This is a genomic window from Yinghuangia sp. YIM S09857, from assembly GCF_051388915.1.
Classification (GTDB): Bacteria; Actinomycetota; Actinomycetes; order Streptomycetales; family Streptomycetaceae; genus Yinghuangia.
Genome location: NZ_JBPKBH010000002.1, coordinates 622,114 through 629,655, shown reverse-complemented (window position 1 = coordinate 629,655; position 7,542 = coordinate 622,114). Strand labels below are relative to the sequence as shown.

Sequence of the window (7,542 nt, the reverse complement as noted above, 5' to 3'; positions counted from 1 at the left end):
ACACGTACTTGAACCCGGCCTTGTCGGCGGCGATCGCGTACGCCATGTCGTTCATCAACGCCTCGTGCTCGGCGTTCGGATTGCCCTCGCGTCGGAAGCCCGGGTTGTAACCCTGTAGGAAGACGCCGAACTCCATGGGAACTCCTGTTGGTTGGTGTGGTCGTCGGGTGAGCTGAGGGCGGATGCTACTGCGGGTCGAGCTTGAGGATGCGGCGGGCGTTGCCGCCGAGGAACTGCGGCCACACCTCGTCCTTGAAGCCCACGCCCGGGAGTTCGCCGAAGATGCGGTCGAGGGTGAGGCCCATCGGGAAGTAGCCCGCGTACAGGATCTTGTGCGCGCCACGGGTGTTGGCGTAGTCGACGATCGCCTGCGGGTAGTAGCGCGGCGCGAACGCGGACGTCGAGTAGTACAGGTTGGGCCACTTGAGCATCAGTTTGACCGCGAGGTCGACCCACGGCTCGCAACCGTGCCGGGTCACCATGACCAACTCCGGGAAGTCGTACATGACCTCGTCGATGAGCTCGACGTGCTGCGCCGCGAACTTCAGGCGCGGGCCCGGAACTCCGGCGCAGATGAAGACGGGTATGTCGAGCTCCACGCACTTGGCGTAGAACGGGTACATCTTCTTGTCGTTGATCGGTACCTGCGGGAACGTCCCGGACGGGAAGCAACCCACCGCCCGGACGCCGAACTCCCGGTACTCACTGACGAGTTGCCTGATGCCCTCCATGCCCGTATTGGGGTCGATGTTGGAGGCCGGCACGAACCGGTCCGGATGCCGCCGCAACGCCTCGCGCGAGGTCTCGTCGCCGACCCCGATCAGGCCGTGGCTGATGCCGAAGCGGTCCATCTCGTGCACGGTGAACCCGACGGGGTCGTCGGTGGGCAGGTCCTTCGGCACACCCTTGAACATGTACTCGGCGGGGAAGTCGAAGGACTCGCGCGACTCGCGGTCCTTGGTCTGGCGGCGGATGAACTCGTACTGGTCCCAGCCTTCGTGCGGGAAGCCGATCATCGTGTCGACGATCGGCACATCCGTGGGGAACACCATCGTGCCGAATCTCCTCGGGGCAGAGTGGCGGAGCTGGTCGGAGAGCTGATCTGGGCTGAGCGGGCGTCAGGGCAGGCGCCGCACCAGGGACTCGGCGTTCGTCCGCATCACCCGCACCTGCTCGTCGGCGTCGAAGCCCGCCGCGTCCAGGTCCTTCGCGAAGTCCAGCGGTCGCGCGATGCCCTCGGTGTGCGGCCAGTCCGAGCCCAGCATGATGCGGTCCACGCCGATCACCTCGCGCAGCGCGGTGAGGTCGTTCTCGTGGAACGGCGAGACCCACAGCCGCTCGCGCAGCGTCTCGCGCGGGTCCTCGGCCCAGGCGTGCGGCAGTTGCGAGTACGACTTCTTCAGGCGCTGGAACAGCGGCGGGATCCAGTCCGCCCCGGTCTCGATCGCCGCGATCCGCAGCCGCGGGTGCCGGGCGAGGACGCCGTACGAGAGGAGCGCCGCGATGGTGTCCGCGATCGGCTCGGGGCTGATCAGGCCGCGCATCGGCGTCGCGCGGAACGCCTCCATCTCGTGCGACTCGCCCCACCACGACACGAGTTGGGCGTACGCGCTGTTGCCGCCGTGGTAGACGACGGTGATCCCGGCCTCGGCGGCGAGCGCCCAGAACGGTTCCAGTGCCGGGTCGCCGGGGGACGTCCAGCCGCGGTCGGTGCGGATCGGGCCGTACTGCATGACGATCACCCGGGCGTCCCGGTCGAGCGCCCACTGGAGTTCGCGCACCGCGTTGTCCGGGTCGGCGAGGGTGAAGTACGGGGCCGCGAAGATCCTTTCCCGGTAGGCGAATCCCCAGTCCTCGTCCAGCCAGCGGTTGAACGCGCGGAACGCGGCGCACAACGCCGGGATGTCGTGGATCAGCGCCTGCTCCATGCCGACGCCGAGCGTGGGGAAGAACATCGCGCCGTCCAGGCCGAGTTCGTCCATTGCGGCGAGCCGCGCGTCGCGCTCGCGGTACTCGGGGCGGGTCGGCTCCAGTTCGCCGAACTGCTCGATGAGCGAGCCGGTGGCGGTGCCGCGGAACCAGTTCTCCAGGACGCCGGGCCGGGCCAGCCGCGAGAACGTCGGGTCCGGGATGAACTTGTTGACCTTGCCGCCGACCAGGAGCCGGGTCTTGCCGTCCACTTGCGCCCACTGCATGCAGCGCTTGCGGAACTCCGGCTCCAGGTGCCGGGTGAAGGCGTCGAGCGCCTCGTAGTAGTGGTTGTCCGCGTCGAATGCTCGGAAGTCCTCGGGCAGCATGCGCGCCCCCTCATCTCCGTGTGCGCAGTTGGTCCGGGTACGCCGCTCGACAGCCGCCGTTCCCCGCTGCGGGATTGGTGCCGGGCGGTGCCGCGTGCGGCCGGGCGTACGCGGACGCGCCGATGGCCCGGGCGGCTCACGACGCGACGAAACTAGAACACGATTCCTGTTTGGTCAACGGTTGGCGGTCCCCTGGGGGCGTGCAGGGGTGCCGCGCAGAGTGGGGTGGGGCCGGGACGGATCCAGGTGTCGGATCCTGGTCGGCCGGGCCCAGTGCGCAGGGCTTTGCCGACAGGGCGCCGCAGGCAGTGCCGAGTCGGCAGCGCCGTTTGTCGGCGGGCGGTTGTCAGATCCCCGCGAAGACGCGGTGCGTGACGCGTTCGAGGTCGGAGAGGACGTCCGGCCACGTCTTGCGGTCGGTCACCCAGGCCACGAGCCCGGTCAGGACGACCGCCTGCACCGCCACCTGGATGGTCCGCGCCTGCTCGGCCGGGACGTCGTGCATCAGCGCGGCCATGGCCTCGTCCGACGAGACGTGCATGCGCGCGATCATCTCGCTGGCGTACGGGTCGGCCGACGAGACCATCGCCACCGTCAGGCGGGCGAAGTGCGGGTGCCGCTGGAACGCGCGCAGCTCGCGGCGCGCGTAGCGCAGCACGCGTTCCTCCGGGCCCGAGTCGGCCAGGCGGTTCGCCCGGCTCGACCCCATCTCGGCCAGGACCTGGTGGGTCAGGCGCTCCTGCCAGTCGGCGACGGCCGCCGCAAGCAGGTGTTCCTTGGAGGAGAAGTACCGGTAGATGGTGCCGAGCGAGATGCCGGAGCGAGCCGCGACGTCCCGCATCTGGAGGACGTCGGGGCCCGACTCGGCGACCAGCTCGATCACCGCGTCGGTGATGCGCGCCCGCCGCGCGAGCTGGGCCCGCGTCATGCCCTCCAGGGCGCGCGGGGGGAGTTCACTCGTCGACACGCAGCGCAGTCTAGCGTCGCGTGCCCGCTCGCGGCCGCCGGCGGCGCGGCAACGAGGTCAAAAAATGAAAACGAGGTTCTCGCTGGGGCGGGAATCAGCCGCGTGCCGCGAGCCGGGCGCGGACCGCCTTCACGTGCTCGGCGAATCCCTCGCGCGACAGCGACCACAGTTGCGCGGCGCGCTCCAGTTCGTGTGCCTCGGCGGGGCCGGAGACCGAGTCGTTCGCGGCCAGCGTGGCCTTGGTCCGCCATACCAGCTCCGGATCGCGCCTCGCCGCCCGCCCGGCCAGCGCCGCGGCCTCGCGCATCAGGTCGTCGGAGGCGACGCAGGCGAACGCGAGTCCGCGGGCGACCGCCTGCTCGCCCTTCAACGTCGCGCCGAACAGGACCATGGCGGCGGCGGTCTGCCGCCCCACGCGCTGTTCGAGCCGCCACAGGTGCGCGCCGCCGGGGTGGATGCCGACGTCCAGCCAGCGCGTATCGAACACCGCGCGCGGTGTCGCCAGGATGACGTCGCAGGCCAGCGGGAGGTTCACGCCGGCGCCCAGGCACGGGCCGTCGACCGCGGCGAGGGTGGGGACGGGCGCGGCGGCGAGTGCGGCCGGGCCGGCGTACGCGGCGTCGAGGTCGAGAGCCGGGCCCTTCTCCAACTCGTCGAGGCTGCCCCCGGCGCAGAACACCGGTGGGGCGGCGGTCAGCACGAGGGCGCGGGCGCCGCGGCCGAGGAGGTCGCCGACGCCGTCCGCGAGGGCCAGGCTCAGCGCGGGGGTGAGGGCGTTGCGGTGGGCCGCGTCGTCCAGGGTGATGACGCCGACTCCGTCGTCTATGCGCGCTTGTATCATATATACAATCGTAGTGCAGGTCGGCCAGTATGTATTGAATACAATATCAACTCATGCTGAAGTGGCCGCGACGCGGCGCCGGACTCCGCCGGACGCCGGGGACTGCCGGGGAGCGACGACGCACGATGGCCAACGACAAGATCTACATCCACGAGTTCATCGACATCATCGGCCACAATCGCGCCAACTACATGCACCACATGACCGCCAACTGGAGCCCGATCGCCCAGGAGGAACGTCACCAACTCTGCTACGGCGTCTGGGGCGTGGTCGGGACGACGCGCGACTGGCCGTCGGTCGTCAACCTCTGGGAGGAAGACGGCTTCGATGGCATGGCCGCGTCGTTCCGCCAGGAGTTCACCGGCGCGGGCCTCCAGGACCCGGCGCTCGCCAAGTGGTGGTCCGAGGCCGCGAAGTTCCGGTCCCACGGCGAGGACCGCCTGCTGGTCCCGGCGCCGTGGACGCGCACGATCGAGGAGCTGTGCGCGGACGGGGTGCGCGGTGAGACGTACGCCCACGAGCAGTTGCGCACCACTCCGGGCAAGGCCCGCGAGCTGCTCGAACGCGTCGCCGAGCGCGGCGAGCCGCTGCTGTCCAAGCACGGCTGGGTGCTCGCCGGCGCATGGGAGACGGCGATGACCGGCGATTCCGAGGCGTTCCTGCTGTGGGCGATTCCGACCTGGGAGCAGTGGGCCGAAGCCGAGAAGGCCGAACGCGCGGATACCGAACTGGGGCGTTGGCGCCGGGACTTCTACTCGGGGCTCACCTCCGTCCACCGGTTCCTGATGGCGGACGCCGAGCTGTCGCCCTTCCGGACCGGCCGCCAGCCCACGCGCGCGGACCGCAAGACGGACTGGACGGAGTAATGGGGGAGAGTGCGGACGGGGGCGAGCGTGCGGGCGGGCGCGAGGCGAGGCGGGAGCGCGGGGGCGTGCAGGACGGGGCGCGTTATGGGCGGGGCGGGGATGCAGAGGGGACTGGGGGTGGAGGTGTGAGCGGGGACGAGGGCCCGGGATGCGGCGAAGACGCGCGGGAATCCTCGCTGCCGTTGGCCGGGCTGCGGGTTGTCGAGTTCGCCGGGGGAGTGGCCGCCGCCTACTGCGCCAAGCTGCTGGGCGACGCGGGCGCCGACGTCGTCCAGGTCGAGACCGACGCCGCCGCGCTGGCCCGGGGGCGCGAACCGATGTGGCACTACCTCGACGAGGGGAAGCGCTCCGTCGCGGCCGCCGCCGACACCGGGCCGATCGACCGACTGGTCGAGTGGGCGGACGTCATCGTCGGCGCGGTACGTCCGGACGGCACGCTTCCGGGCGGCGCCGACGTCGCCAAGCTCCGTGCGGCCAACCCGTGTTGCGTGGTGGTCACGGTCAGTCCCTTCGGAACCACCGGACCCTGGGCGGGACTTCCCGGCAACGACTTCACCCTCCAGGCGTGGGGCGGCTCGTCCGGGCGCCGCGGCGACGCGGAGAGCGGCCCGCTCGCGGTCGGCGGCGAAACCACCGACTGGGCCTCGGGCGTCGTCGCCGCGGTCGGCGCACTCGGCGTCCTCCTGACGGCCGACGCCTCCGGACGCGGCGATCACGTCGACGTGTCCATGCTCGAAGTCGCGACCCTGGTCTTCAACAGCTTCATGGCGGTCGCCGACCAGTTGGCGCCGGAACCGGTCCCGCCCGGCCCACCGCGCCTCTACACCGAACTCCCGTCGGTCGTACGGACCTCGGACGGCTGGGTCGGCTTCGCCACCAACTCGGCACCGCAGTTCCGCGCGTTCGCCGACATGGTCGGGCACCCGGAGTGGGCCGACCACCCGGAGTACTCGCGCGCCAACCGGCGCGGCCTGCACGCCGCCGAACTCGGGCCCGAGATCGACGCCTGGGCGCGGACGCGTACGACGGCGGAGGTCGCCGCGGAGGCGCGGCGCCGCAAGATCCCCGTCGCGCCGGTCGGAAACGGCCGCGACACCCCGGAGTTCGACCACATGCGTGCCCGGGGGAGCTTCGTGCCGCACCCGGGTCTGGGGTTCCTGCGACCCGTCGTGCCGTACCGCATCGCGGGCCTGGCCCCGCGACCGCCTCGCGAGGCACCCGAACGCGGAGCACACACCGAGGAGTTCCGGACCGTCGGAGACAGCCTGCCTTCGGTCGCGCCGGTCGCCGCCGATACGGACGCGGTGCCGGGGGACGGCCCGGCCCCGCCGCTGCCGCTCGACGGGCTCCGCGTCTTCGACTTCACCTCGTACTGGGCGGGTCCCTGCGTCACGCAGATACTGGCCTGGCTCGGCGCCGACGTCGTCAAACTGGAGTCGACTCAGCGCCCGGACGGCACGCGGCTGAGTTCGGCGTACGCGACCTCCGACGACCGGCCCTGGGAGCGCGCCCCGCTCTTCCACAGCGTCAACACCGGAAAGCGCGGCATCACCCTCGACCTGACCCGGCCCGAGGGCGTGTCGCTCGCGCGCCGACTGCTCGACGTGTGCGACATCTTCATCGAGAACTACTCGCCGCGCGTCGTCGAGCGGTTCGGCCTGCTCCCGGAGCCGGGCGAACGCCAGGACCTGATCGTCGCGCGCATGCCCGCGTGGGGGCTCACCGGACCGTGGCGCGACCAGCCGGGTTTCGCGCAGAACATGGAGCAGGCAGCCGGCCTCGCCTACATCACCGGTCACCCGGACGGACCTCCGATGGTCCCGCGCGGGGTCTGCGACCCCCTCGGGGGCCTGCACGCCGCGTTCGCGGTCCTCGCGGCAATCCGTCTGCGACGCACGACCGGTCGCGGTCTGCGCATCGAAGCGCCGCTGATGGACGCGGCGTTGAGCGTCACCGCACAGCAGGTCGCGGAGTGGAGCGCGAACGGCGTACTCACCGAACGACGCGGCAACCGCTCGGCGTCGGCGGCCCCGCAGGGCGCGTACCGCTGCGGCGCGGACGGCGGCTACCTCGCGCTCTCGGTCGAGGACGACGGGCAGTGGCAGCAACTGGTCGCACTGCTGGGCCACCCGGCCTGGGCCGTGCCCGACGAACTCGCGTACGCGGAGGCCCGGCACACGGCGCACGACCGCCTCGACGCCTGGCTGGCGGAGGTCCTGCGAACCCGGGAGCGGGCAGCCACGGTCGGTGAACTGCTCCGGCTCGGCGTCCCCGCAGCCGAGGTCGTCCCGGCCGAACGCTCGGGCGACAACCCGCAGTTGCGGGCCCGCGGATTCTTCCGGGAGGTCGACCACGAGGTCGCCGGACGCCTGGAACTGCCGCTGTTCCCGGCCCGCTGGGCGAACGGCGACGAGCCGCGCCACCGCAGTCCAGCCCCGCAACTCGGAGAGCACAACGCCGATGTGCTCGGCGGCCTGCTCGGACTGACGGACGCCGAGTTGGCGGCTCTGGAGGAAGCCGGGATCATCGGGACGCGGCCCGACGGCCGGTGACGCGGGAGTCGCCGGCGCC

General features: G+C 71.5%; 6 protein-coding genes. 2 read left to right on the top strand and 4 right to left on the bottom strand.

Going from position 1 to position 7,542, the window contains the following annotated elements:
• Positions 1 to 185: 185 nt before the first annotated feature.
• The 4 genes from ACRX5S_RS06000 to ACRX5S_RS05985 form a co-directional block, all read right to left on the bottom strand.
• Positions 186 to 1,052: an amidohydrolase family protein gene (locus ACRX5S_RS06000; protein WP_436771699.1), complete on the bottom strand. Its 867-nt coding sequence runs from the start codon at positions 1,050 to 1,052 to the stop codon at positions 186 to 188.
• 66 nt (positions 1,053 to 1,118) lie between these two features.
• On the bottom strand, positions 1,119 to 2,297 hold the full coding sequence (locus ACRX5S_RS05995; protein ID WP_436771698.1) for an amidohydrolase family protein: 1,179 nt from the start codon (positions 2,295 to 2,297) through the stop codon (positions 1,119 to 1,121).
• Between the two features lie 346 nt (positions 2,298 to 2,643).
• Positions 2,644 to 3,264, bottom strand: coding sequence for a TetR family transcriptional regulator (locus ACRX5S_RS05990; protein WP_436771697.1), 621 nt, complete (start codon positions 3,262 to 3,264; stop codon positions 2,644 to 2,646).
• Positions 3,265 to 3,358: 94 nt separating this feature from the next.
• On the bottom strand, positions 3,359 to 4,105 hold the full coding sequence (locus ACRX5S_RS05985; protein WP_436771696.1) for an enoyl-CoA hydratase-related protein: 747 nt from the start codon (positions 4,103 to 4,105) through the stop codon (positions 3,359 to 3,361).
• Between the two features lie 53 nt (positions 4,106 to 4,158).
• On the opposite strand from ACRX5S_RS05985, the gene ACRX5S_RS05980 reads away from it, so the two are divergent.
• Both ACRX5S_RS05980 and ACRX5S_RS05975 read left to right on the top strand, forming a co-directional pair.
• On the top strand, positions 4,159 to 4,971 hold the full coding sequence (locus tag ACRX5S_RS05980; protein ID WP_436771695.1) for a hypothetical protein: 813 nt from the start codon (positions 4,159 to 4,161) through the stop codon (positions 4,969 to 4,971).
• A gap of 125 nt (positions 4,972 to 5,096) precedes the next feature.
• A complete protein-coding gene (locus tag ACRX5S_RS05975) occupies positions 5,097 to 7,523 on the top strand; it encodes a CaiB/BaiF CoA transferase family protein (protein ID WP_436771694.1) in 2,427 nt (808 codons plus the stop codon).
• The last annotated feature ends 19 nt before the right edge of the window (positions 7,524 to 7,542 follow it).